Here is a 22,971-nt window from a genome sequence, read left to right on the forward strand (position 1 = left end):
TGGGGCTGTCGCCGACGGCGACATTCCTGCACATCATCCTGCCGCAAGCCATGCGCACGATTTTGCCGCCGACCACCAGCCAGTTCATTTCAATGCTCAAGGACTCCTCGCTGATTTCGGTGATGGGCGTGTGGGAAGTGATGTTTCTGGCGCAGTCCTACGGGCGTTCGTCGTATCGCTACATCGAAATGCTCACCACTGCCGCTGTTATCTATTGGTTGATGTCGATCGGGCTCGAACTGGTGCAGAACCGCCTCGAGCGCCACTACGGCAAAGGGTTCACACAGCAGCGCTGAACCTGCTTGTTTACGAACCCGTGGGTGTCAGTCATCAACAGGTTCAGCCAAATCTCACACATTCAGAGACAAGACATGAAGGAACGATCAATGGTTATTCTTGATGGTGGCATGGGCCGGGAGTTGCAACGTTGTGGCGCACCTTTCAGGCAGCCTGAGTGGTCGGCGCTTGCATTGAGCGAAGCCCCGGAAGTCGTGGTGGCCGTTCATGCCGCGTTCATAGAAGCCGGCGCTCAAGTCATTACCAGCAACAGTTATGCAGTGGTTCCTTTCCATATAGGTGAGGAGCGCTTTGCCAGTGAGGGGCTGGAACTCGCCTCGATTGCAGGCCGACTGGCACGCAAAGCGGCTGACGCCAGTGCCCGACCGGTCAAGGTCGCGGGTTCTCTGCCGCCGTTGTTCGGCTCCTACAGGCCTGATCTGTTCCAGCCTGAGCGGGTGACAGAAGTGCTCACGCCTCTGCTTCAAGGCTTGGGCGCGCACGTGGACCTGTGGTTGGCAGAGACCCAGAGTTCACTGGCCGAAGTGCAGGCGATCCACGCTCATCTGCCGTCAGACGGCAAGCCATTCTGGGTATCCTTCACCCTTCAGGATGAAGAGACTGACGGTGTGCCTCGCCTGCGTTCAGGCGAACCCGTGGCCGACGCCATCGAAGCGGTCGCAGGAATGGGGGTTGCCGCGGTGTTGTTCAACTGCAGCCAGCCGGAAGTGATCGGTGCTGCCGTGGATGTGGCGCGAGCCATTACCGAGCGTTTGGATGCCGACATCGCCATTGGTGTCTACGCCAATGCCTTCCCGCCGCAACCGAAGGAAGCGACGGCGAATGACGGCCTGGACGAGCTGCGCGAAGACCTCGATCCCCTGGGCTACCTGGAGTGGGCCAAGGATTGGCAACACAGAGGGGCAAGCATGATCGGCGGATGCTGTGGTATCGGCCCGCAGCATATTGCCGAGCTCAAACGCAGCCTGAAGTGACCTGGCAACACGCCAGTGTTGAGTGAAAACCTGCACGGGCGCCGATGTCGATTACTATGCTCCGAGAGTATGGGCGAAGGGCGTCATTACTGGCTCATGCTCACGGGCCCTGCACTCGATTCGCCTGGTGGCGCCAAGCGTTGCCGGCGAACGGGTCGGGCAGACTGAAACGTACAACAATCGTTGCCTGAACATGAATCGTCCGCTGTTTGTTGCATTGGATGGGCCCAAGGGGACCGGCAAAACCACACTGCTGGAAGCCGTCACGAAAGTACTGAGGGCAGACAGCAAAAAGGTGATCCGGCTGTGCGAGAAAAAAAGCGATCCCTACCGGGGTGAAACAATGGCCCTCGTGAACAGGCTCGCCAGAGATCCGTGCCGGGATCTGGAATTGGCCGTGTGTGAGCGCCTCGCTGACAGCCGAGCCTGGATGACCCGGCACGTGCTGACCAAACAGCCGCCAGACTGCATCATCCTGATCGATCGCTGGTACCCGTCTGATGCGGCGTTTCGCCGGATAGTCCCGTTTGCAGAAATCCTGCAGTTGAACATGGATCGAAACGTGCAAGTGCCAGACCTGCATGTCGGGGTCGTCACCGCCCCTGAAATGTCATGGGCGAGGGCGGCGGCACGGTCCCGCGGGCTGGGGAGTACGGTGATGCACGCGCTGCAAGAGCATGTCGCGAGCACGAAAGCATTCGAGCAGGCGGCGGCAGATCAGGGCTGGGTGTTATGCCGTAACGAAGGATCGATCGAAGACGCTACGATGCAGGTGGTTGCCGGGATCTATAGCGTCCTTTGACCCTCGAAGGCCTATTTGGCCTGTGGCCAAAACCGCACGCCACCGCCCGGCGCTTCCGTCCAGGCCTGTAGCGAACGCGTCGGCAAGTCGAAATAGTCCCGGGTACGGGCATACCCATGCCCGCCCATCCGCCCGATCGCATCAAGCCCCAACTGGTCGATGTACAGGGTGTGCGGGTCAATCAGCTCGTCCCGTACATGGGCCATCAGGACTTCGCCAAAGATGATTTCCCGCGATTGCCCAATGGACAGCGCCATCATCCGGCGACACTCCAACGCCACCGGGGCTTCGCCTATACGCGGGCATTTGACAGTGGTCCCGGCAATCGCCGTGAGGCCGGCGGCGGTCAGTTCGTCGAAACCGGGGGCGAAGGGCACGGCGCAGACATTCATCGCTTCCACCAACGCATCGCTGACAATATTGACGGTGAATTCCTGGTTGAGCTGGATATTGCGCGTGGTGTCCTTGGGGCTGAGGTCGCCGTAGTTCTCCACGCCCAGCGCCAGAATCGGCGGGTCGGCAGACAACGCGTTGAAGAAGCTGAAGGGGGCTGCATTGATACGTCCTTCGCCATCAACGGTCGTCACCAGCGCAATCGGTCGAGGCACCACGCTGCCAATCAGGATCTTGTACTTGTCGCGGGCACTCAGGGTGCTGAAGTCGAAGCTTTGCATAGGCACAAATCTCTAGAGAAGAGGATCGATCGCGCTGAGCGGGGCATGTGCGCTGTAGTTGTCGGCGTACGGGATGGACGGTTTGAACAGGGTGTTCCAGTCCGGCTGGCCAAAGGCCCGAGGGCTGTGGCTGCGCATCAGTGTTTCGAATTGTCGTTGGGCCTGGCGTTGCAGGGCGGGGTAGTCGACCCCTTGAACCTGACCGTCATGCATCACGCAGCGCCCGTTGATGTAACTGGCAATGCAGTCATCACCGCGACCGGCCAGCACCAGGTTTTTCAGCGGGTCGAACAGCGGCCCGAGGTGCAGGCCACGCAGGCTGAACACGGTGATATCGGCCTTCGCCCCCGGGGCCAGACGGCCGATGTCGTCACGCCCCAAAGCCTTGGCGCCCCCCAGCGTGGCGGCGTTATACAGGTCCAGCGTGCTGGTCAACGATGCACCGCCTTCCATCAGGCGGGCGATGTTGAGTCCCTGGCGCATGTTCTCCAGCAAATCCGCCGGCCAGGTGTCGGTGCCCAGGGCTAAGTTGATCCCCTTGGCCCGGTAACGGCCAAACGAGTTCAACGCCTCGCCATCCCGGGCAAACACCACCGGGCAATGCACCAGGCTGGTACCGCCGTCCACCAGCCGTTGCAGGTCGTCATCACCCTCGGTGTAAATGCCGTGGGGTAGTAGACTGCGCGGGGTCAACAGCCCCAGTTGCTCCAGCCAGGCCAACGGCGAAACTCCGCGCAGTTGTTTGACCATCTCGACTTCGCCGAGCCCCTGGCAGCAGTGCAGCCGCATGGGCGCGTTCAGCGCCCGGCTCAGGTCGGCGGTACGTTGCAGCAGCGCGGGCGTGCAGGTTTGAATGCGATCAGGCAGCAGCGCCCCGCGAATCAAACCGTCCTGTGCCCCGTCGAAATCCTCGAAAAAGCGCACGGCCCCATCGAGCCCGGCCAGGCCTCGGGCTTCATCCCAGTGATGGGCCAGGGTTCCATCGGCGCGCCAGTAACTCATGCCGCTCATGTAGCAAGGCCCGAGGTACGTGCGCAGGCCCAGCTCAGCGGCCACACCCGCCACCGCAGCCATTTCATCGTAGGTCTCGGCCCACTGGCGGTAATACATCGAGGTGATCGGCATGGCCGTGGTGATGCCGTTGCGAATCAACTGAGTGAAGGCGTAGCGGTACTTGAAAACCTCTTCGTCCGGGCTGTAACTCTCCCGCGGACCGCTCGCCAGATAGTCCTCGGACCACATCCGGCCCATACCGCACTCATCGCCGTTGTCCAGGGTCAGCACGGTAGAGTCCAGGTCCCCGAGGGCATCCAGGTCGATGAAGCCCGGGCCGATCAACGCATTGCCATAGTCGATCCACTGATCCACGGGACCTGCATAACCGCGCCCGACAAACACGATGCGCGCACCTTCGAACACCACTTCGCCGTCGCGCCACAGTACGTGCTGCGTGCCGTCAAAGCCGACCACGCAGCTGCTTTTGAGGCCGACCGTTGCACGTGGCCCGCGCTTCACAGACGGCTGTCCAGCAATCGACCGCCCGAGGCGATCAACTCGCCGCCGCGATAGACCTGGCGTACCGGACGCGCCACCACCGCTTCACCGAGGGTTTGCACCGGCATCAACAGGAAGTCGGCCCGTTGCCCGATCTCCAGCCCGTAATCGACACAGCCCAGCGCTTGCGCTCCATTGACTGTGGCGGCGGCAAAGGCCGCTGCCAGTTCCTCGTCCTTGTTCATGTCAAAGCGGAACGCCAGGAGCATCGCCCGTTCCAGCATGTCGCCGTTGCCCATGGGCGACCAGGCGTCGCGAATACCATCCGAACCCAGGCACACGTTGACGCCGGCTTCGCGCAACGCGAGGAACGGCGGGACCGCGCAATCGGCCGGGGCCGAACTCATCAGCGAAATGCCCAGCCTGGCCAGACGATCGGCCACCGGCCGGACCTGACTCCAGGGCAACATGCCCAGACAATAGGCGTGGCTGATCATCACCCGGCCCTGACGCCCGTAGCGCTCGGTGTAATCGGCGATCAGCGCGATCTGCCACAGGCCCAGTTCACCTTTGTCATGCAGGTGAATGTCGACCCCACGGTCGAATTCGCTGGCCAGCTTGAACACGAAGTCGAGCTGGGCGAGGGGGTCGTTATCGATACCGCAAGGGTCGAGCCCACCGACGTTTTCCACCCCCAGCGCCATGGCTTCGCGCATCAGTTCGGCGGTGCCGGGGCGGCTGATCAGGCCGGTTTGCGGGAACACCACGAGTTGCAGGTCGATCAGGTCGCGGTAGCGTTCGCGCAGTTGTTGCATGGCTTCTACATGGCGCAGGCCGAAATCCGGGTCGATGTCGACGTGGCAGCGCATGGTCAGCGACCCACGGGCAATGCAGTTTTCCAGAAGCGCACCGGCGCGTTCGGCGATGGGGCTCTGGACTTCGCGCAGTACCCGGCGTTCGTTGGTGATGTAATCCTTGAGCGTCGGCCCGGCGCTGTTCGAGTGCCAGGGCTGGCCCCAGAGGGTTTTGTCGAGATGAACGTGGCTTTCGACCAGGGCCGGGGTCAGGAGCTGGTGTTGGCCATCAATATCGGTGGCGGTCAGCGCTGTGCTGGAGGCTGGACGCCGCTGCTTGAACAGGCCGTTCTCCAGAAGCAGGTCTTGGGCAGCAAGGCCGTAGGGCCGCACGTTGCGCAGCCAGCGGGGTTGGTTCATGGCAAACCTCTTGGATTTCTAGGGTGTTTGACGGGGCCTCTTCGCGGTCTTGCTTGCGAAGGCGGCCCCCTGGTTCTGGATCAGCCCTTGAGCTTGGACCAGATCCGGTCTTGCAGCTCCCGCGCCTTGTTGCTGCATTCCTTTTCAGGGCGCAGGCGCGAAGCGAATTCTTCGGGCATATTGATGGCATCCATCACTCGCCATTTGGCGTCGATCAGGTTTTCGCTCTGAATGCCGTTGTCATAGGCGATGGCATTGGACACGGCAGCGGCGTTTTCCGGCTTCATCATCCAGTCGATGAAGATCTTGGCGTTGCCGGGGTGTGGCGCGCTTTTTGGCACGGCGAAGTTGTCCTGGAACATCGCCAGGCCTTCACGGGGGTACACGTACTTGATGCTGCTCTTCTGCAACGTGGCGCGGGCGGTGGAACCGTTCCAGTTTTGCATCATGATCACTTCACCGGAGGCCATGCGGTCCACGGTGTTGTCCGAGCTGTACATCTTCAGGAACGGTTTCTGTTTTTGCAGCAATTCCAGGATGCGCTTGGCGTCCTGGGGGTTTTCGGTGCATTCGTCGACGCCCAGGTAATGGCTGGCTGCATTGATCACGCTGCTGGAGGTGTCGAGGGCGGCGAGTTGGCCCTGGAGTTCCTTGCGCGGTTCGAAGAATTCTTTCCATGAGTCGTCCAGCTTGCCGCCGGGGACCCGCGCGCTGTCATAGGAAAACCCCGTGGTGCCCCACAAGTAAGGCGCCGAAAACTTGCGGCCAGGGTCGAAGCTCGGGTCGCGGAACGCCGGTTTGACGTACTGGAAGTTGGGCAGGGTCGGGGTGTCGATTTCCAGCAGCAAGTCCTGGTTGATCAGGGTGCGCATGATCGATTGCGACGGCACGATCACGTCATACGCCGCGCCACCGGCCTGCAACTTGGCCAGCAGGGTTTCGTTGCTATCGTAGCCGTCCATGGTGACCTTGATGCCGGTCTCCTTTTCGAATTTGGCCAGCAGGTCGACCGGGTAGTAATCGGTCCAGTTGTAGAAAAACAACTCCTTGGGCTCATCGGCCTGTGCGGCAAAAACGGTGAAGCAACTGAGGGCCAGGCCGGCGACGCCGTAACCGAGACGTTTCAATTTCATGCTTTTCTTATTCATGACAGCAAGCTCCAGACTCATTGTTGTTTGCCGCGTTGTCCCAGCCAGAAGGCCAGCACCACCAGCACGATGGAAATCACCAGCATCAGGGTCGAGATTGCGTTGATCTCCGGCGTCACGCCGGCCTTGATCGCCGAGAAGATGTACACCGGCAAGGTCGTCGAACCAGGCCCTGCCACGAAGAACGTCATGATGAAATCGTCGAGGCTGACCACGAATGCCAGTACCGACCCGGACAACACCGCCGGCCACAGCAGCGGCAAGGTCACCCGGCGAAACACCTGCCACGGGTTGGCGTACAAGTCGTTGGCCGCTTCCAGCAGGCTTTTGTCCAGGTCATTCAAGCGAGCGCGAATCGGTAGGTAGGCAAACGGGATGCAGAAGCCGATGTGCGCCACGATTACGGTCAGCAAACCGAGCTTGATCCCCAGCGCCATGAACAGCAGCAACGTGGCGACCGCGGTAACGATCTCCGGCAGGATGAGCGGCAGGTTGATCCCGCCCTCGACCACTTTCTGCCCGTAGAACGGCCGATACGTCGCCAGCGCGGCGAGCAGCGCAATGGCTGTGGCGCAGACCGTGGCAATGCTCGCAACGATGATCGAGTTCAGTGCCGCGGTCTGAATTGACGGGTTGGCCAGAATTCGTCCGTACCAGGCGAACGAAAACTCGGTCCAGACCGTGGCGGAGCGGTTGGCATTGAAGCTGTACGCGATCAGCACAAAGATCGGCACGTACAGGTACGCAAGGATCAACAGGCTGACTTCGCGGGTCAGCGGCAGTTTTTTCAGGTGCAGGGCGATCATGCGGTGGCTCCCCGACGTAGAGTCTTGGCGGTGCTGCGGGTATAGAGGGCGTAGAGCATCAGCGACAGCAGCAGGATCCCCAGCAACAGGAAAGACAGCGAACTGCCCAGCGGCCAGTTACGGGCAGTGCCGAACTGTTGCTGGATCAGGTTGCCAATCATCAACGTCTTGCCACCACCGAGAATCGCCGGGGTGATGAATGCACCGAGGCTCGGCACAAACACCAGCAATGCACCTGCAATCACGCCGGGCATCGACAGCGGCAGAATGATCCGCTTGAGCGCGTGCCAGCGGTTGGCTCCGAGGTCGTAGGCCGCTTCTACCAGGCGCCAGTCGAGTTTTTCCAGGGTCGAGTAGATCGGCAGAATCATGAACGGCAGAAAGCTGTAGACCAGCCCGACGCTGACGGCGAAGTCGTTGTAGAGGAGGGTGATGCCGCCAGCCTGGGGGAACAGGGCATTGAGGCTTTGGGCGACCCACCCGTGCTCGCGCAGAATGATCAGCCACGCATAGTTGCGGATCAGCAGGTTGGTCCAAAACGGAATGGTGATCAGCAAGACCATGAGGTTGCGCCGACGCGGGGTCAGGCTGGACATCCACAGCGCCACCGGGAAGCCGAACAGAAAACACAACAACGTGGTGCCGCCGGCCTGGAACACCGAGCGCAGCAGCGCCTGGGCGTACACCCAGTTGAGCTCCTTTTCACCGTCGAAACCTTCCTGGAAAAACAGCTGCACGTAGCTTTGCAATTGCCAGTTGGCCTGCCAGTCGACGCCGCCGTACACGTTGCGTGGCAGCAGGCTGATGTAGCCCATGATGCCGAGCGGAATGGCGATCAGTGCCAGTAACGTCAGAACCACCGGGCTGAGCAACAGCGCACGGTTGAGAGCGGGGGAAGTGCTGCTGACGCTCATCTCAAGCCTCCATCAACAGGCAGGCATGGGGTGGCAGGTTGACCGCAACGCGATCACCGACCACACGCCCGCGGTTAAGGCCTTCGTTGTTTTCGCGCAGCATGACCTTGATGTCGTTGTTCAACCGGCACTGATAGAGCGTCGCGGTGCCGACATACAGGACGGCTTCGATCACGCCGCGCAAATGGTGGGGCTGCTGCGGATCGACCAGTTGCGAGCGCTCCGGGCGGAACGCCAGTTGCACTCTTGCGCCATCAAAGCCTTGGGCCGGGCAGGGGATTTCCACCGGCATGCCGGTTGGCACAAAGAGGTTTTCGTTCTGCTGGCCACGTTTCAGATGCCCCGGCAGGAAGTTGATATCGCCGATGAACTGGGCGACGAACTGGTGCTGCGGCCGCTCGTAGATGTCATTGGGCGTACCGATCTGCAGGATTTTGCCAGCGGACATCACGGCAATCCGGTCAGACAGGGTCAAGGCTTCTTCCTGATCGTGGGTCACGAAGATAAAGGTGATCCCGGCTTCCTTCTGCACGCGCTTGAGTTCGACCTGCATCTCCTTGCGCAGCTTGAGGTCCAGCGCCGACAACGGTTCGTCCAGCAGCAGTACTTTGGGTTTGGGGGCCAGGGCCCGGGCAAGGGCGACCCGCTGCTGCTGCCCGCCGGACAACTCGGCAGGTTTGCGCTTGGCCAGGTGCTGCATTTGCACCAGCGCGAGCATCTCATCGACACGCTTGGGAATGAGTTTATGATCAAGGCCCTGCATCTCAAGGCCGAAGGCTATATTCTGCGCGACACTCATGTGGGGAAACAGCGCGTAGCTCTGGAAGACCGTGTTGACCCGGCGCTTGAACGGCGGCAAGTCATTGACCGGTTCGCCCGCGAGACGGATCTCCCCGTCGCTCACATGCTCGAAACCGGCGATGGTGCGCAGCAAGGTGGTTTTGCCACAGCCCGAAGGTCCCAACAGGGTAAAGAACTCATTGTCGGCAATGTCGACTGAAACGTTGTCGAGGGCTGGAGCCAGCCCCGGATCGTCGGAATACCGTTTGGAGACGTTACGCACTTCAATTGCGACTGGATGACCCATAATGGTGCATTCCTCTAATTATTGTATGCAATGTCTGGATGCAATCTAGAGATAACCGGATTAATCTGCCCGTGCAACCCCCTTTTTTTAAGGCTGCTCATCGCCTGGGGCCGGTTGTTTTGCGCTAAAGGAGTGTTGAGATGACCGAGAAGAAACTCGAAACCACGGTCGACCGCGTCTATCAAGGGGTTTACGAGGCAATCAGCAAGCGCTCGTTGCGACCGGGGATGAAGCTGGGCGAGGCCTCCCTGGCCGAACTTTTTAACGTGAGCCGAACGTCGGTTCGTGCCGCGCTCAAGCAATTGGAGGCCGATGGACTGGTCACCACAGAGCCCAATAAAGGTGCATCCGTATCTCTACCGAGTGACGAAGAGATCCGTTCGCTGTTCGAAACCCGGCGCCTGGTCGAGATCGGTATCGTCAGCGAACTCTGTCGCCGGCGCGACACAGCCGTGACCCGCGACTTGCGCGATCACCTGTTGCTGGAGGATGAGGCGCACCGAAATGGCGACCACGAACGGTTGATCCATTTGCTCGGCGAGTTCCACATCAAGCTTGCCCGTAGCCTGAACAACCCGGTGTTGCTGGACTGGTTCCAGAAGCTGATTTCCCGCGCCTCGCTGTATGCTGCCGCGCTCGATGATGACAGCCACGAAGCCTGTCGCGACGATGAGCATTTGCGCCTGATCGAGTTCATCGAGGCTGGCAACCAGGGCGCCGCGATCGAGCTGACGTGCATTCATTTAAATGGCATCGAGAAGGCGATTCTCGACGTCGCGGCCACCCTGAAAACGGGCTACCACCCGCTCAAACACCTGATATCACTCTAAGGGAAAGCGTGCTCCCCCTTCACCGAAGCCAATCCTTGGGCCACGTCGCCAAGGATTTTCAGTGTGCCTGCCGTTTTTCGATCAGCGTTTTTAATCCGATCTATAGTCTCTGTTCCTGAAAATGCTTACGGAACGCTCGCTATGAGGCATAAATCTGCAACGGCTTGTTCGCGCTTTACACCCAGTCATCGTGTTGAGCTTGAAGCCCATGACCTGTGCACCTGTAGCTCGCCGGACATACAGGATTTTCACGCCAGGATGATGCTCGATCTGTCTCGACGTGACGTCTATAGCGGGATCAAGCCCAAAGGTTCACCGCTGTCAGAAGTGCGTACCTCAAGTACTTCAGCTCAGGGCACGAACGCTGAGTCCGGCGTGAGTACTGTATTGCTCAAGAATCTTCGTTTATTCAACGGTAGCGCTGTGCTTGACGATAACGTCTGCATCCTGATCAAGGCTGGCGTGATCGACTCACTGCTACCCGCCAATACCGATGTCGAAGGGGCCGTGGTTATCGATTGCGGGCGAAGGGTGGTGATGCCGGGACTGATTGATGCCCATTGGCACACTACGTTGGCGGGCATTACGCAACTTGATGCGATGAGTGCAGACCCGGGCTATATCCATTTAGTCGCCGCCCGCGAAGCAGAAAGCACCCTGATGCGCGGCTTTACGACGGTGCGCGATCCTGGTGGACCTTCGTTTGCCTTGAAGCGTGCAATTGATGAGGGCGTTATCCCGGGGCCACGTATTTATCCATCCGGCGCCATGATTTCACAGACTTCGGGCCACGGTGATTTCAGGATGCGATCCGAGATCCCCCGCAGCTCTCTCAGGTCACTGAGCGTTACCGAACAACTGGGTGCTGCCGCCATCGCCGATGGCGATGCCGAAGTGCTCAGGCGGGCAAGAGAGCAGCTCATGCTCGGGGCCTCACAGTTAAAATTGATGGCCGGTGGCGGCGTGGCTTCTGCTTATGATCATCTCGATAGCACCCAGTTTATGGAGTCAGAATTAAGAATGGCGGTTGAAGCGGCTGCCGATTGGGGCACCTATGTGATGGTGCATGCGTACACGCCCAGAAGTATCCAGCGTGCCATTCGCGCCGGTGTGAAATCGATCGAACACGGCCAACTGGCTGATGAAGAAACCGTGCGCATGATGGCAGACCACGATATCTGGTGGAGCCTTCAGCCTTTTCTGCAGGATGAAGATGCCAATGTTTATCCAGATCCTGTGCGCCGAGAGCGTCAGCGCGTGGTGGCCGAGGGCACCGCGAAAGCCTATGAGTTTGCCCAGCGCTTCAATATAAAAACGGCCTGGGGGACTGATATTTTATTCAATCCGCTAAAGACACCGACTCAGGGAAGACAGCTGGCGAAGTTGACCCGGTTTTACGCCGCGCACGACGTTGCAAACATGGCGACAAAGATCAATGGAGAGCTTTTGGGGCTGTCGGGAGCGCGCAATCCTTATCCCGGTAAAGTTGGCCGGATAGAGGCCGGTGCATTGGCAGATCTGCTGGTTGTCGAAGGCGATCCCACGGTAAGCCTGGCCTTTCTGGAGGACCCGCAGATCAATATCAGCATGATCATGAAAGGCGGGAAAATCTATAAACAGAACTTCTAGTCCTCAGCAGGACCATGCACAAAGCCACTGAAAAGCATGGGCATATTTAATTTCCGAATACCTGGCGCCCTGACCATACTGGTTTCTCATGGATTTTCTGGAGGGCGTGACATGGGTTCCCGGACGCTTAAATACGGCCTGTTGACGGTCGCACTGTTGATGACTGGAGTAGTGATGGCAAGCGACAAGACACTCCTTGACGCCGTGAGAAACGGTGAGCTGGGCAGGGTGCAGCAACTGATCACTGAAGGTGCGAAGCTCGATGACCGTTCGCTCGATGGCAGCAGTGCGCTGCTGCTTGCAACGCGTGAGAACCAGATAGAGATCGCCAGGGCACTGATCGAAGCCGGTGCCAACGTTAACCAGAAGAACCTGATCCAGGACAGCCCTTATCTGTTGGCCGGGGCGAGCGGGCGAAATGAAATTCTCCAGCTTGCCCTGGCCCATGGTGCCGACCTGAAAAGCACCAACCGCTATGGCGGCACCGCCTTGATCCCGGCGTGCGAGCGCGGCCATGTTGAGACCGTGCGCCTGCTGATCGCGGCAGGCGTTGACATGAACCATGTCAATCGCCTGGGCTGGACCTGTTTGATGGAAGCCATCGTGCTCTCAGACGGCGGACCGGCACATCAACAGATTGTCAGCCAGTTGATCGAGGCAGGCGCAGACCTGAACCTGCCTGACGACAAGGGCGTGAGCCCGTTGCAACACGCGCAGGAACGCGGTCAGACCGCTATCGCGCAGTTGCTGCGTGACGCCGGGGCACACTGATTCGCGTTTCTTGAGTGGCGGTTTTCGTGTTGCACGTATTCAAAAAACGGTGGTCGTACATAGTCAAGACAGTGCAACCAGCATAAACCCGAGGCAGATCACGTTGCCAAAGGCCAAACCGCAGCAATGAGGGCTAAGACATGAAAGTTCTGATGGTTCTAACGTCCCACGATCAACTCGGGGATACGGGCTTGAAAACAGGGTTCTGGCTTGAAGAGTTCGCAGCGCCTTACTACGTCTTCAAGGATGCGGGGGCCGAGGTGGTTCTGGCGTCGCCAGCCGGTGGTCAGCCACCCCTGGACCCAAAGAGTGAGTTGCCGGATTTCCAGACGGACATGACCCACCGTTTCAACGCGGATCCCGATGCCCGGCGGGCTTTGGCGAACACCGTCAAGCTGGATACCGTCAACAGTAAAGATTTTGACGCCGTGTTCTACCCTGGCGGTCATGGACCGTTGTGGGATCTGGCCGAGTCGAAGACGTCCATCGAGCTTATCCAGTCCTTCGAGCGATCTGGCAAGCCCATTGGTTTTGTCTGTCACGCGCCCGGGGTCCTGCGTCATGTCAAGGCCGCTGACGGCGCACCGCTGGTTAAAGGGCGCCGAGTCACCGGATTCACCAATGGCGAGGAAGCTGCAGTAGAGCTGACCGATGTCGTGCCCTTTCTGATCGAAGATGAATTCCAGAGCCTGGGCGGATTTTATGAAAAAGGGCCGGACTGGGCTCCCTTTGTCATCGAAGATGGCAAGCTGGTCACTGGCCAGAACCCCGCCAGTTCCGAAGGCGTTGCCAAAGCACTTGTCGCCCAATTGAAGTAACCGCGCATGGCGCCCGGGCAGGCTGAAACGTTCGTACGCCCCGGGTGCCCCCTCATCAGAGAGAGTCTTCATGATCACACTTCACCACCTCAACGCGTCCCGATCGCTGCGTATTCTTTGGCTGCTTGAAGAAATGGGAGAGCCTTACACCCTGATTCGCTATCAGCGCGATCCAGCCACTCGTCTCGCCCCGGCCTCATTGAAAAACATTCACCCGCTGGGCAAGTCACCGGTGATTGAGCTCGACGGGCATGTGCTGGTTGAATCCGGCGCCATCGTCGAATACCTGATCCGCCGGTTTGCGCCCCGGCTGGAACCTGCGTTCAGCTCACCGGATTATCTTCAGTACCTGCAATGGATTCACTTTGCGGAAAGCTCGGCGATGGTGCCGGTGCTACTCAAGCTGTTTACCCAGTTTGAGATCAATGCCGGGACTCAGCTCAAGTTCCTGGACGGCTATACCCGGACTGAGTTTGATAAGGTCCTGGGGTTTCTGGACAGTGCGCTTGCCAACAGAACCTTCATTGTGGGGGACACATTGTCAGGGGCTGACTTCATGCTGGCTTTTGTTGCCATCACGGTGGTCGAGCAGATGAAGTGCGGGGCGCAGTACCCTCATCTGCAGGCTTACCTGCAACGTCTGGCGGAACTGGACAGCTGGAAGCGAGCTTTGAAGCTTGAGAATGAACTCGACGAATAGTTGAATTGCGGCGGGGCATGGGGGCGCTGGCTTGCCTGCGATGCAGACGACGCTGTTTGCCAGGCACATCGCGGGGATGCCATCGCGAGCAAGCCCGCTCCCACAGAAGCTGGAATCGAACTTATCTGTAGCGTTCAAGCCAGTGTGCGTAGGGCGCAGGGAGTGTCCACGAGGCCTTTTCAACCCCCAGTTCCTTGGCTGCAAAGTACGGCCAGTGCGGATCCGCCAAGTGCGCCCGGCCCACGGACACCAGGTCCAGCTGGCGAGATTCGATAGCGGCGTTTGCCAGCTGCGGGGTTCCAAAGCCCCATGCAGAAGTCACTGGCAGACCCGACTCACGACGCACCCGTTCGGCGATCGGGCCCAGGAAGGCAGGGCCCCACGGGATGTTGGTTTGTGGGATGGTGAAACCTACACTGACGCTCAGCAGGTCAAGCCCACCGTCCTTGAAACGTCGCGCCAACTCGATCGATTCAGTCAGGGTTTGCTCATCACGTCCGTCGTACTCGATGACCCCGAAGCGCGCAGTTAGCGGAAGATTCTCCGGCCATACCTCGCGCACAGCGGCCAGCGTCTCAAGCAGGAATCGGCTGCGGTTTTCAAAGCTGCCACCGTACTCATCGGTACGCTGGTTGGAGTGCTCGGAGAAGAAACTCTGGCCCAGGTAGCCGTGCGCAAAGTGCAGCTCGATCCATTCAAAACCGGCATCACGGGCACGACGTGCCGCATCCACGAAGTCCTGGCGCACGCGGGCAATGTCTTCAAGGGACATTTGCTTGGGGACTTTAGGCAGATTGGCGCCGAACGCGACAGGCGAGGGCGCAATAGTCTGCCAACCCTGAGGATTGCCTTCAGGGATGTGATCATCGCCTTCCCAGGGGCGGTTGGCGCTGGCCTTACGCCCGGCATGCGCGATCTGAATACCGGGCACAGAACCGGCATCCTTGATCGCCTTTACCATAGGCACAAAAGCCTGGGCATGGGCATCGCTCCAGATGCCTGCGCAACCGGGGGTGATACGTCCTTCCGGGGAAACGGCCGTCGCCTCGACCACAACCAGGCCAGCGCCGCCCCGTGCCAGACCGGCCAGGTGGACCAAATGCCAGTCATTGACCATGCCGTTCTCTGCCATGTACTGGCACATCGGCGGAATGGCAATGCGGTTTCTCAAGGTGACGTCTTTTAAGGTGTACGGTTCGAACAGGGCAGACATGTGCAGGCTCCGGTAGATTGATTCGCTTGTTCGATAGTAATCGAAATATGGCATTCATTAAAAGCCTTCGTTATCATCGACACATGCGTACCTTCAAACATCCCGTTCCATCTGACTTCATTCTCGAGCGTTTGCTTTACGCCCTGAGCGACCCCGTCCGTTTCGAGATTGTCCGCTACCTTGCGGGCGTCGCTGAAGCCTCGTGCGGCGAGCTGGACGGCGGTCGGCCCAAGTCCAGCATGTCCCATCACTTCCGGGTCTTGCGCGACGCGGGGCTTGTTCATACGCGAAATGTCGGCACCACGCACATGAACTCACTGCGCGCGCAGGAGCTCAATCAGCGCTTCCCGGGCTTGCTGGATTGCATCCTGTCCCAGGCCTGATTGCCCTGCGGCGCAGCTACGGCCAAGGGGTTTCCTCGGGGGCGCTCCTTTAAAGTGTGCCCATGCCACCGGCTGCGAACACCCCATCGACCGGGGCGATACCGTTGATCAACGGCGCACCGAAATCGGCCTGGCTGATTTCGAAGCGATCACCCGGCTGTGTGCGAATGCCGTCGGCGAACGACAAGGTCGCCGTGCCGAAAAAGTGGATATGCACATCACCTGGGCGCAGGAACTGGCTGTACTTGAAGTGATGATATTCAAGGTTTTCCAGGCTGTGGCACATGTTGGCTTCGCCACTCAGAAACTCGTTTTCCCATAGCACCTCGCCGTCGCGCAGGATTCGGCTGCGGCCCGACAAATGCTGGGGCAATGCACCGACCCGCAGTTCCGGCCCAAACGAGCAGCTGCGCAATTTGGAATGAGCCAGGTACAGGTAGTTTTTACGTTCCATCACGTGATCGGAGAATTCATTACCTACCGCGAACCCCAGTCGATAGGGTTTTGCGTCGTGGCCGATGACATACAGGCCGCCGATTTCCGGCTCCTCGCCTGCGTCTTCGGCAAACGGTGGCAGTGGGAAGGCAGCTCCCGGCCGTACGACGATGCTGCCATCGCCCTTGTAGAACCATTCCGGTTGCACGCCCGCCTGACCGGCGGCGGGCTTTCCGCCTTCCACTCCCCATTTGAAAATGCGCATGGTGTCGGTCAAGGCCGCTTCATCACCGGCCTGCTGGTGCATTTTATCTCGCGCAGATGCGCTGCCCAGGTGGGTCAGGCCCGTACCGCTGATCAGCATATGGGCCGGGTCCGGATGATCCAGAGGGGGGAGGATGCGCAACTCGGCCAACAACGCCGGGTAGTCATGGGCAATGCCCAGGCCTCGCTGGTCGACCTGCTGTGCCAGGCTCACACCCGCTTCGATGGCCGCGAGGGCCAGATCACGCACGCTGTTGGCCCCCAGCACTTCACGTACCAGATCACCGTCTACCAGGCCGACGCGGCGCTCGCCGGTGTTGAGTTCAAATTGTACTAAACGCATAACGGAAGTCCCTTGATTAAAGATGAGTCGCCGCGCGGGCGCTGGCGGCAAATTCGCTCGGCTGGAGCACGTGTTTGCGTTCGAGGGTGCGATACACCACGAACGTCAGGAATAGCCCGAACAGCATCACCCCGGACAGGAAGTACAAGCCCGAGGCCAGGTTGCCGGTGTATTCCTTGAGCGCGCCGATCACAAACGGTCCGATGTAGCCACCCAGGTTGCCCACCGAGTTGATCAGGGCAATGCCGGCGGCGGCACTGGCACCGGCGAAGAAGCGTCCCGGCAATGTCCAGAAGATGGCGGTACAGGAAAACAACGAGAACGCCACCAGGCTCAAGGCCGCCAGTTGCAGCATCGGGACCGTCAGCCAGGCGCTGAAGAACAGTCCGATGGCGCCCAGCACATAGAGCACTGCCAGGTGGCCATAGCGATCATTGAGGCGGTCGGAACTGCGAGGAATGATGAGCAAGCCGATAATGCCGAAGACATAGGGCACCGAAGACACGAACCCGGTGCTCAAGTCACTGCCGCCAAACTGTTTAATCAACGTTGGCAGCCACAGCCCCAGCCCGTAAATGCTCAGGGTGACGGGCAGATAGAACAGCGCAAGCAGCAACACGCGCTTGTCTTTCAACGCGTGCAACGGGTTGCCATGACGGGTCTGACCGTAGGCCTGCAAGTCCTTTTCCAGCTCGCCTTGCAGCCAGTCCTTTTCACCCTGATCCATCCACTTGACCTGTTGCGGGCCGTCCGGCAAGTAACGCAGTACGGGCCAGGTCAACAGAATGGCGGGCATGCCGATCACAATGAACAGCCATTGCCAACCCTGCAGACCCAGGATGCCATCCATGCCCAGCAAGCCGCCGGACACGGGCCCGGTGATCATCATGGCGATAGGTTGCGACAGGATAAACAGCCCCAGGATCTTGCCGCGATGGCGGACCGGGAACCATTGGGTGATGTAGTACAGCACGCCAGGAAAGAATCCCGCTTCGGCGACCCCCAGCAGGAAACGCATCACATAGAAGCTGTGCGGTCCCTGCACAAAGGCCATGCCAATGGTAATGGCGCCCCAGGTGAGCATGATCCGGGCAAACCAGCGCCGAGCGCCGAAACGCTCAAGCATCAGGTTGCTGGGGATTTCCATCAGGAAATAGCCGATGAAAAACAGGCCCGCGCCCAGGCCATAGGCTGCATCGCCAATGCCGATATCAGCGCCCATGTGCAGCTTGGCAAAGCCCACCGCCGAGCGATCGACGTAAGCAATCAGGTACAGCAGGATCAGAAACGGAATGAGTTTAAGCGTGATGCGGCGAATAAGCCGGAGTTCCTGGCTCATGAGACGGTCTCCCATTGTTTTTGTTATGGAACCTCTGGAGTGGCCTCAAGCGGGTTTTCGCCAGGATCAGCTCTCAGTGAAAACGACTATATAGTATTACTATTTAGCCAACAACTCTTCCACATTGGCTTTTTTAAGGCTAATTTAGCGGCACGGAAAATAATTAGTCATACAATAAGAGGCCGCCAACATGTCCGACAAATGTCCTCCCTTGCGTTCCGCCCAATGGTTTGGCAGCGCTGATAAAAACGGCTTCATGTACCGCAGCTGGATGAAGAACCAGGGCATTGCCGATCATCAGTTCCAGGGCAAACCCATCATCGGTATCTGCAATACCTGGTCGGAACTGACGCCTTGCAATGCTCATTTTCGGACCATCGCCGAGCACGTCAAACGTGGTGTCATCGAGGCGGGTGGCTTCCCGGTCGAGTTCCCGGTGTTTTCCAACGGCGAATCCAATCTGCGACCTACCGCCATGCTGACGCGCAATCTGGCGAGCATGGATGTGGAAGAAGCCATTCGCGGTAATCCGATCGATGGGGTGGTGCTGTTGACCGGTTGCGACAAAACGACCCCGGCGCTGTTGATGGGCGCGGCCAGCTGCGATGTCCCGGCCATTGTGGTCACCGGTGGCCCGATGCTGAACGGCAAGCACAAAGGCAAGGACATCGGCGCCGGCACCATCGTCTGGCAGATGCACGAGTCCTATAAAGCCGGCACCATCAGCCTCGACGAATTCCTCTCGGCCGAGGCCGGCATGTCGCGCTCGGCGGGCACCTGCAACACCATGGGCACGGCCTCGACCATGGCCTGCATGGCAGAAGCGCTGGGGACCTCGCTGCCCCATAACGCGGCCATCCCGGCGGTGGATTCGCGCCGCTACGTACTGGCCCATATGTCGGGCATGCGCGCCGTCGAGATGGTCCGCGAGGATTTGCGTCTGTCCAAGGTTTTGACCCGGGAAGCCTTTGAAAATGCGATCAGGGTCAATGCCGCCATTGGCGGATCGACCAACGCCGTGATTCACCTCAAGGCCATCGCCGGGCGGATTGGCGTGGACCTGGAACTGGATGACTGGACCCGCATAGGCCGGGGCACTCCGACCCTGGTGGACTTGCAGCCGTCGGGCCGCTTCCTGATGGAAGAGTTCTACTATGCCGGGGGGCTGCCGGCCGTGCTGCGGCGCCTGGGTGAGAACGGCCTGATCCCGAATCCGCAAGCGTTGACCGTCAACGGCAAGAGTCTGTGGGAGAACGTTAAAAACTCACCGATCTATGGCGACGACGAAGTTATCCGGGCAATCGATAACCCGCTGGTCGCCGACGGCGGTATCTGCGTATTGCGCGGCAACCTGGCGCCTCTGGGCGCGGTACTCAAGCCATCCGCTGCGACCCCGGCCCTGATGAAACATCGCGGACAGGCCGTGGTATTCGAGAACTTCGACATGTACAAGGCCCGCATCAATGACCCTGAACTGGCGGTCACTGCCGACTCGATTCTGGTGATGAAGAACTGTGGGCCAAAGGGTTATCCGGGCATGGCCGAAGTGGGCAACATGGGCCTGCCCGCCAAGCTACTGGCTCAGGGCGTGACCGATATGGTGCGCATTTCCGATGCCCGCATGAGCGGAACGGCGTACGGCACGGTGGTGCTGCACGTGGCTCCGGAAGCCGCAGCCGGTGGACCACTGGCTGCCGTGCAGGAAGGTGACTGGATTGAACTGGATTGCGCCAGTGGACGCCTGCACCTGGATATCTCCGATGCCGAACTGACCGCTCGCCTGGCTGATATCGAGCCGCCCAAAAGCCTGTTGATTGGCGGTTATCGCCAGTTATACATCGACCATGTCATGCAGGCCGACCAAGGCTGCGATTTCGATTTCCTGGTGGGCTGCCGAGGATCGGAAGTACCCCGTCATTCCCACTAAGTGGCGACACCGGCAAAGCGAACCCGCCATGACAATCAGAGCGGGCGCGAATCAACCCGCGCCTGCTATGATCCGCGCTTTGAATCGAAAGGATCGCCCCGCGCCCCATGGATTATCGTCAGCCCTCCGACCGCAAAAGCATGCATACGCGCATCGTTCAGGAACTCGGCCTGCAGATTGTCTCCGGGCGTTTCAAATCCGACGACAAACTGCCCGCCGAAGCATTGCTCTGCTCAGAATATGCGGTCAGCCGCCCGGTCTTGCGCGAAGCCACCCGGGTCCTGGTTGCCAAAGGCCTGGTGTACTCCAAGCCGCGCGTGGGTACCGTGGTCAAACCACGCCGCGAGTGGCACATGCTCGATCCTGATGTGTTGCACTGGTTGCTGCAGGCCTCGCCCCAAAATGAATTTTTTGGCTTGCTGACCACCGTGCGCAGCATTATCGAGCCCGCCGTGGCAGCGCTCGCAGCCCAGCATGCAACTGCAGAAGATGTGGCATCGATTCAAGAAGCCTACCAACGCATGGAAAGTGCCTCCAGCCCTGAAGAGCTGCTGCAACCCGACCTGGACTTTCACAGCCGGATTGCCGACGCAACTCACAACGACTTGCTGGCCAACTTGTGCAACATGCTGTCATTGGCCTTGCGCGAAGCCATGAAGCACTCCAACCGTCGACCCAACCTGCACGAACTTGCCCTGCCACGGCACAAGGCAATTTTGACCGCAATCGAAAGCCGCGATGCTTTGGGCGCGCGCCAGGCCACACTGGTACAGCTCGAAGACGCGCGCATGGCGCTGGATGTGGTGTTGAGCCAAGGGTAGGGCGGTTGATACTGGCAAGCCCGATTCGACCTGGAGCGGCGCCCAACCAAAGGCCAGGCGCCATGTGACTCAGCCAGTATGGTGGCTCTTGGCAAGGTTATAGACGGCTGCGTCGATACCTTCGAAGCGCGCTTTTAACTGCAGGGCCAGATACAGCGAATAATGCCGTGACTGATGCAGGTTGCCTCCATGAAACCAGAGGTTTTGCTGCTGTGTCGGCTTCCACATGTTGCGCAGTTCACCCTCGTACGGGCCCGGATCATTCGTGGTGCCGGAACCCAAGCCCCAGCAGCGGCCGACCTTGTCAGCGACTTCCTGGGAAATCAGCTTCGCCGCCCAACCGTTCATTGAGCCATAGCCCGTGGCATAAACAATCAGATCTGCCGGTAGCCGGGTGCCATCGTTGAGGATGACGGCGTCTGCTTCGATACGCTCGACACCCAGGCCGGGTGCGCTCTTGAGCTTGATCGTGCCATTGGCGATCAACTCGCAGGCGCCGACGTCGATGTAGTAACCAGAACCACGGCGAACATACTTCATGAAAAGGCCAGACTCGTCGTCACCGAAATCGAGCATGAAACCGACTTTGGCCAGGCGCTCGTAGAAATCTTTGTCACGTTCCTTGATCGCATCGAAGATGGGTTTATGAAAGCCCGGCATGACCTTGTAGGGGATCGAGGCGAACAGCAGGTCTGCCTTGTCCGTGGTCAAACCCGTTTCCAGCGCGTCTTCGGAGTAGAGCCCGCCGAAGACGAGATCCATCAGACTGTCGGAGCGCACGATGTGGGTGCTGGAGCGTTGCACCATGGTGACCTGCGCACCGTTCTCCACCAGGTCGGCGCAGATATCGTGTGCCGAGTTGTTGGCCCCTATGACCACCGCGTGCTTGCCGCGCCAGGCGTCTGCGCCGGGGTGTCGGCTGGAATGATGCTGCTGGCCACGGAACGTTTCGGCACCCGGGTATTGCGGGACATTGGGCACGCCAGACATGCCGGTGGCAAGGATCAACTGGGCAGGCTGTAAAGTCATGCGCTCGCCGTCGCGCAGCACTTGAACCGTCCAGGTACCGCTTTGCTCGTCAAAGCTTGCGCTCTCGCATTCTGTGCGCGGCCAATAATTGAGTTCCATGACTTTGGTGTACATTTCCAGCCAGTCGCCAATCTGGTCTTTTGGGGTGAAGACGGGCCAGTGGTCGGGGAAGGGCAGGTAAGGCATGTGGTCGTACCAGACAGGGTCGTGCAGGCACAGCGACTTGTAGCGACTGCGCCACTGATCACCCGGGCGCTCGGCTTTGTCGACGATCAAAGTGGGCACACCCATGCGCTTGAGCCGCGCTGCGAGCCCCAACCCGCCCTGACCGCCGCCCACGATCAGGCAGTAAGGTTGGGTGGTGATGCCTAACGAGGCCTCTTCATCACGACGGCGTTCCAGCCAGTTGCGTTTGTCAGGATGGCCGTGGTCATGATTGGCCCCCTTTGGACGGCGGCGCCCGCTCGGTTCTTCAAAACCCTTGAGCTCGCGCATGGTGGTCAGCAGCGTCCAGCACAGGCCCTCTTTTAGGCGAACATAGCCTTTGCCCCGTCCCGCATCGGTTTCCAGGCTGATCCAGCCTTCGAGTACTCCGTTACTGAGCGTCGCCTCACCTTCCAGTTTCAATTGTTGAGGACGCGTCTGCTCCAGGCGTGTTTCGAGCATGTCGCGGATGGCCGGTTTGCCTTCCAGGGTCACCAGGTTCCAGCTGAACAGTAGCAGGTCACGCCAGTGACACTCTTCGCCAAACAGCTCCAGAGCGCCGTCCACATCACGCCGGGCGAGCCGTTCACCGAGGCTTTCGACCCAGGCCGCGAGCTGAGCAGTCGGCGTGTGCAGCGGTTTTTCAACAGCAATGTTCATTGGGCTTCTCCGATCTTGTTGTTTTTGTACAACCTGCTCCAGAGCAAGGCTCGGGCCACCTTCGCAAAAGCCCTATTGCAGAGCTGTTGCTGCGGTATTGCTGAAGTGTTGATTCGCAGATCTGTCACGAATTCGTGAAGGGTGGATGACAGAGTGTCACTCGGTGCATAAAGCGCTCGTTGCGTTCTTTTCATA

At 59.5% G+C, this 22,971-nt stretch carries 22 protein-coding genes; 11 read left to right on the top strand and 11 right to left on the bottom strand.

Translation table 11 applies throughout. The features are described from left to right. The 3 genes from AACY07_RS15830 to AACY07_RS15840 all read left to right on the top strand — a co-directional run. A partial coding sequence (locus AACY07_RS15830; protein WP_339475939.1) for an ABC transporter permease subunit occupies window positions 1–296 on the top strand: 296 nt, incomplete at its 5' end. Between the two features lie 90 nt (window positions 297–386). Then, window positions 387–1,271: a homocysteine S-methyltransferase family protein gene (locus AACY07_RS15835; protein ID WP_339475941.1), complete on the top strand. Its 885-nt coding sequence runs from the start codon at window positions 387–389 to the stop codon at window positions 1,269–1,271. Between the two features lie 193 nt (window positions 1,272–1,464). Next, entirely contained in the window at window positions 1,465–2,073 is a 609-nt protein-coding gene (locus AACY07_RS15840; RefSeq protein WP_339475944.1) for a dTMP kinase, read from the top strand. 11 nt (window positions 2,074–2,084) lie between these two features. On the opposite strand, the gene AACY07_RS15845 is transcribed toward AACY07_RS15840, so the two are convergent. The 7 genes from AACY07_RS15845 to AACY07_RS15875 form a co-directional block, all read right to left on the bottom strand. Beyond that, complete coding sequence (locus AACY07_RS15845) at window positions 2,085–2,747, bottom strand: flavin reductase family protein (RefSeq protein ID WP_219261935.1); 663 nt, start codon at window positions 2,745–2,747, stop codon at window positions 2,085–2,087. A gap of 12 nt (window positions 2,748–2,759) precedes the next feature. After that, complete coding sequence (locus AACY07_RS15850) at window positions 2,760–4,262, bottom strand: amidohydrolase family protein (RefSeq protein ID WP_339475946.1); 1,503 nt, start codon at window positions 4,260–4,262, stop codon at window positions 2,760–2,762. Next, window positions 4,259–5,455 carry an amidohydrolase family protein gene (locus AACY07_RS15855; RefSeq protein WP_339475948.1) on the bottom strand — a complete coding sequence of 399 codons (1,197 nt, stop codon included), beginning with the start codon at window positions 5,453–5,455 and terminating at the stop codon, window positions 4,259–4,261. The genes AACY07_RS15850 and AACY07_RS15855 overlap by 4 nt, the downstream gene beginning before the upstream one ends. A gap of 80 nt (window positions 5,456–5,535) precedes the next feature. Beyond that, window positions 5,536–6,588, bottom strand: coding sequence for an extracellular solute-binding protein (locus tag AACY07_RS15860; protein ID WP_133079751.1), 1,053 nt, complete (start codon window positions 6,586–6,588; stop codon window positions 5,536–5,538). Window positions 6,589–6,620: 32 nt separating this feature from the next. Next, a complete protein-coding gene (locus AACY07_RS15865) occupies window positions 6,621–7,409 on the bottom strand; it encodes an ABC transporter permease (RefSeq protein WP_133079744.1) in 789 nt (262 codons plus the stop codon). Then, window positions 7,406–8,323: an ABC transporter permease gene (locus tag AACY07_RS15870; RefSeq protein ID WP_133079745.1), complete on the bottom strand. Its 918-nt coding sequence runs from the start codon at window positions 8,321–8,323 to the stop codon at window positions 7,406–7,408. Before AACY07_RS15870 ends, AACY07_RS15865 begins: the two co-directional genes overlap by 4 nt. A 1-nt stretch (window position 8,324) precedes the next feature. Beyond that, window positions 8,325–9,410, bottom strand: coding sequence for an ABC transporter ATP-binding protein (locus AACY07_RS15875; protein WP_133079746.1), 1,086 nt, complete (start codon window positions 9,408–9,410; stop codon window positions 8,325–8,327). 140 nt (window positions 9,411–9,550) lie between these two features. On the opposite strand from AACY07_RS15875, the gene AACY07_RS15880 reads away from it, so the two are divergent. From AACY07_RS15880 to AACY07_RS15900, 5 genes are all read left to right on the top strand, one after another. Beyond that, window positions 9,551–10,240, top strand: coding sequence for a GntR family transcriptional regulator (locus AACY07_RS15880; RefSeq protein WP_133079747.1), 690 nt, complete (start codon window positions 9,551–9,553; stop codon window positions 10,238–10,240). Between the two features lie 258 nt (window positions 10,241–10,498). Beyond that, window positions 10,499–11,869: a metal-dependent hydrolase family protein gene (locus AACY07_RS15885; protein WP_339475953.1), complete on the top strand. Its 1,371-nt coding sequence runs from the start codon at window positions 10,499–10,501 to the stop codon at window positions 11,867–11,869. Window positions 11,870–11,980: 111 nt separating this feature from the next. Beyond that, window positions 11,981–12,640, top strand: a complete 660-nt coding sequence (locus AACY07_RS15890) for an ankyrin repeat domain-containing protein (protein ID WP_339475956.1) — start codon at window positions 11,981–11,983, stop codon at window positions 12,638–12,640. Between the two features lie 140 nt (window positions 12,641–12,780). Next, window positions 12,781–13,458 carry a type 1 glutamine amidotransferase domain-containing protein gene (locus AACY07_RS15895; protein ID WP_339475959.1) on the top strand — a complete coding sequence of 226 codons (678 nt, stop codon included), beginning with the start codon at window positions 12,781–12,783 and terminating at the stop codon, window positions 13,456–13,458. Window positions 13,459–13,528: 70 nt separating this feature from the next. Continuing rightward, window positions 13,529–14,158 (top strand): glutathione S-transferase family protein, encoded by a 630-nt coding sequence (locus tag AACY07_RS15900; RefSeq protein WP_339475961.1) that lies wholly within the window; start codon window positions 13,529–13,531, stop codon window positions 14,156–14,158. A 121-nt stretch (window positions 14,159–14,279) separates the two neighbouring features. Here the strand turns inward: AACY07_RS15900 and AACY07_RS15905 are convergent, their stop codons facing one another. Next, window positions 14,280–15,371 (bottom strand): NADH:flavin oxidoreductase/NADH oxidase, encoded by a 1,092-nt coding sequence (locus tag AACY07_RS15905; RefSeq protein WP_338647483.1) that lies wholly within the window; start codon window positions 15,369–15,371, stop codon window positions 14,280–14,282. Window positions 15,372–15,454: 83 nt separating this feature from the next. Between AACY07_RS15905 and AACY07_RS15910 the strand changes: the two genes are divergently transcribed. Beyond that, entirely contained in the window at window positions 15,455–15,754 is a 300-nt protein-coding gene (locus tag AACY07_RS15910) for an ArsR/SmtB family transcription factor (RefSeq protein WP_133079460.1), read from the top strand. A 49-nt stretch (window positions 15,755–15,803) separates the two neighbouring features. Here AACY07_RS15910 and araD1 read toward each other — a convergent pair whose 3' ends face one another. Both araD1 and AACY07_RS15920 read right to left on the bottom strand, forming a co-directional pair. Continuing rightward, window positions 15,804–16,796: an AraD1 family protein gene (gene araD1 / locus AACY07_RS15915; protein WP_339475965.1), complete on the bottom strand. Its 993-nt coding sequence runs from the start codon at window positions 16,794–16,796 to the stop codon at window positions 15,804–15,806. A 16-nt stretch (window positions 16,797–16,812) separates the two neighbouring features. Further along, the gene (locus AACY07_RS15920; RefSeq protein ID WP_133079462.1) at window positions 16,813–18,135 is read right to left on the bottom strand and encodes an MFS transporter; all 1,323 of its coding nucleotides are present in this window, start codon (window positions 18,133–18,135) and stop codon (window positions 16,813–16,815) included. Window positions 18,136–18,325: 190 nt separating this feature from the next. On the opposite strand from AACY07_RS15920, the gene AACY07_RS15925 reads away from it, so the two are divergent. Together AACY07_RS15925 and AACY07_RS15930 are read left to right on the top strand one after the other, a co-directional pair. After that, a complete protein-coding gene (locus AACY07_RS15925; RefSeq protein ID WP_339475968.1) occupies window positions 18,326–20,062 on the top strand; it encodes an IlvD/Edd family dehydratase in 1,737 nt (578 codons plus the stop codon). Between the two features lie 107 nt (window positions 20,063–20,169). Next, window positions 20,170–20,883 (top strand): FCD domain-containing protein, encoded by a 714-nt coding sequence (locus AACY07_RS15930; RefSeq protein ID WP_133079464.1) that lies wholly within the window; start codon window positions 20,170–20,172, stop codon window positions 20,881–20,883. A gap of 69 nt (window positions 20,884–20,952) precedes the next feature. Here the strand turns inward: AACY07_RS15930 and AACY07_RS15935 are convergent, their stop codons facing one another. Then, window positions 20,953–22,776, bottom strand: coding sequence for an NAD(P)/FAD-dependent oxidoreductase (locus AACY07_RS15935; RefSeq protein ID WP_339475970.1), 1,824 nt, complete (start codon window positions 22,774–22,776; stop codon window positions 20,953–20,955). Window positions 22,777–22,971: the final 195 nt, after the last annotated feature.

This window comes from Pseudomonas sp. RL_5y_Pfl2_69, from assembly GCF_963970465.1.
Taxonomy (GTDB): Bacteria; Pseudomonadota; Gammaproteobacteria; order Pseudomonadales; family Pseudomonadaceae; genus Aquipseudomonas.

Coding starts and splice junctions, on each gene's coding strand:
- AACY07_RS15930 (WP_133079464.1), top strand. CDS start 20,170: ATGGATTATCGTCAGCCCTCCGACCGCAAAAGCATGCATACGCGCATC.
- AACY07_RS15910 (WP_133079460.1), top strand. CDS start 15,455: ATGCGTACCTTCAAACATCCCGTTCCATCTGACTTCATTCTCGAGCGT.
- AACY07_RS15845 (WP_219261935.1), bottom strand. CDS start 2,747: ATGCAAAGCTTCGACTTCAGCACCCTGAGTGCCCGCGACAAGTACAAG.
- AACY07_RS15835 (WP_339475941.1), top strand. CDS start 387: ATGGTTATTCTTGATGGTGGCATGGGCCGGGAGTTGCAACGTTGTGGC.
- AACY07_RS15875 (WP_133079746.1), bottom strand. CDS start 9,410: ATGGGTCATCCAGTCGCAATTGAAGTGCGTAACGTCTCCAAACGGTAT.
- AACY07_RS15885 (WP_339475953.1), top strand. CDS start 10,499: ATGATGCTCGATCTGTCTCGACGTGACGTCTATAGCGGGATCAAGCCC.
- AACY07_RS15895 (WP_339475959.1), top strand. CDS start 12,781: ATGAAAGTTCTGATGGTTCTAACGTCCCACGATCAACTCGGGGATACG.
- AACY07_RS15860 (WP_133079751.1), bottom strand. CDS start 6,588: ATGAAATTGAAACGTCTCGGTTACGGCGTCGCCGGCCTGGCCCTCAGT.
- AACY07_RS15865 (WP_133079744.1), bottom strand. CDS start 7,409: ATGATCGCCCTGCACCTGAAAAAACTGCCGCTGACCCGCGAAGTCAGC.
- AACY07_RS15900 (WP_339475961.1), top strand. CDS start 13,529: ATGATCACACTTCACCACCTCAACGCGTCCCGATCGCTGCGTATTCTT.
- AACY07_RS15855 (WP_339475948.1), bottom strand. CDS start 5,455: ATGAACCAACCCCGCTGGCTGCGCAACGTGCGGCCCTACGGCCTTGCT.
- AACY07_RS15925 (WP_339475968.1), top strand. CDS start 18,326: ATGTCCGACAAATGTCCTCCCTTGCGTTCCGCCCAATGGTTTGGCAGC.
- AACY07_RS15870 (WP_133079745.1), bottom strand. CDS start 8,323: ATGAGCGTCAGCAGCACTTCCCCCGCTCTCAACCGTGCGCTGTTGCTC.
- AACY07_RS15880 (WP_133079747.1), top strand. CDS start 9,551: ATGACCGAGAAGAAACTCGAAACCACGGTCGACCGCGTCTATCAAGGG.
- AACY07_RS15840 (WP_339475944.1), top strand. CDS start 1,465: ATGAATCGTCCGCTGTTTGTTGCATTGGATGGGCCCAAGGGGACCGGC.
- araD1 (WP_339475965.1), bottom strand. CDS start 16,796: ATGCGTTTAGTACAATTTGAACTCAACACCGGCGAGCGCCGCGTCGGC.
- AACY07_RS15935 (WP_339475970.1), bottom strand. CDS start 22,776: ATGAACATTGCTGTTGAAAAACCGCTGCACACGCCGACTGCTCAGCTC.
- AACY07_RS15890 (WP_339475956.1), top strand. CDS start 11,981: ATGGGTTCCCGGACGCTTAAATACGGCCTGTTGACGGTCGCACTGTTG.
- AACY07_RS15905 (WP_338647483.1), bottom strand. CDS start 15,371: ATGTCTGCCCTGTTCGAACCGTACACCTTAAAAGACGTCACCTTGAGA.
- AACY07_RS15920 (WP_133079462.1), bottom strand. CDS start 18,135: ATGAGCCAGGAACTCCGGCTTATTCGCCGCATCACGCTTAAACTCATT.